We start from the raw sequence: 551 nt of genomic DNA, 5'->3' as shown, positions 1-551 counted from the left end.
ATCGAGAGAGACCCCTACGTGAGCGAACCGAACGGCCCCGTCTGCCCGGAGTGCGGCACACCCCGGGCATCCGACGGAACCCCCGCCTGCGCCTGCGCGCGCCGCGCCTCCGACGCCCGTCGCGACGCGCGCGCGGCGGAGCGGGCGGCGGCTGAGGACTTCGATCCGGTGCGGATACGGTCGTTGGTGGCCAACGGCGACGCCGGGCAGACGAGCGTCGACCGGGACCAAACACCGCAAGCCCCAAGGGAGTCGACCGACGAGGGCCCCGCATCTCCCGCACGGCCGACGCCGGACGAGGCACCCCTCCGCGACACGGACGACCTCCCTGAGCGCAGACGCAGGCACCGCACCCTTCTCGTCACCGGAGCGGGCGTCACCCTGGCCGTCCTGCTCACGGGCGCATACCTGGGCGGACTGTTCACCTATGACAGCCCGTCACGGGGCGGCGCCGTCTCCGACGACATACGGGAACCCGTCCCGGAAGGCTCGACGGAGGACGGCACCGCTCCCGAGGGCCAGTCCTCGGGCACGGCCTCCGCCTCCCCGTC

Annotated in this window: 1 pseudogene; it reads left to right on the top strand. The window is 73.7% G+C overall.

From position 1 onward, the window contains the following. Positions 1 to 18 precede the first annotated feature (18 nt). Positions 19 to 551, top strand: a pseudogene (locus ACLZOT_RS49770) (peptidoglycan-binding protein); the annotation flags it as partial.

The organism is Streptomyces sp. 4F14, assembly GCF_048159485.1.
Lineage (GTDB): Bacteria > Actinomycetota > Actinomycetes > Streptomycetales > Streptomycetaceae > Streptomyces.
Note: the sequence above shows the minus strand (reverse complement) of the source record. Positions and strands in the feature narration are given on the sequence as shown.